The 365-nt window shown below is 64.1% G+C and carries 1 protein-coding gene; it reads right to left on the minus strand.

Going from position 1 to position 365, the window contains the following annotated elements:
* Positions 1 to 365 (minus strand): DUF7146 domain-containing protein (locus HNH97_RS17185; protein ID WP_456305404.1); only part of this gene is annotated, 365 nt, incomplete at both ends.

The following is a 365-nucleotide window of genomic DNA, read 5'->3' on the forward strand; positions in this document are numbered from 1 at the left end:
GCCCGGTAGTAGCAATTCGGGTGCAAACGCAGGGATGACAGGTCTGGCAGGTGGGTCAGATCACGATGCCGCAGCCAGGTTTCCGCCAGTGTGCCCGCAATCGGGCGTGACATGGCCCAGAGCCGACGTGCAGCATCCGCTGTGCCAGAGGACAGCGGGACAATATCGCGACGATCAGGGGTCGATCGTGGCTCGGACTGGGGCAGGCAGAGAAAGCGCCGGGCCTCATCGGCGGCATCGCAAAAATTCAGCAGCCCGAGGTTTTCACGGATGATGTCGAGCAGATCGCCATGCTGCCCCGTCGCGCCATCCGTCCATTTCCCCGCACGGCCACGGCCGTCCGGTCCACCATGCAGGCGGACATA

Source organism: Gluconacetobacter entanii, from assembly GCF_013155425.1.
GTDB classification, from domain to species: domain Bacteria; phylum Pseudomonadota; class Alphaproteobacteria; order Acetobacterales; family Acetobacteraceae; genus Novacetimonas; species Novacetimonas entanii.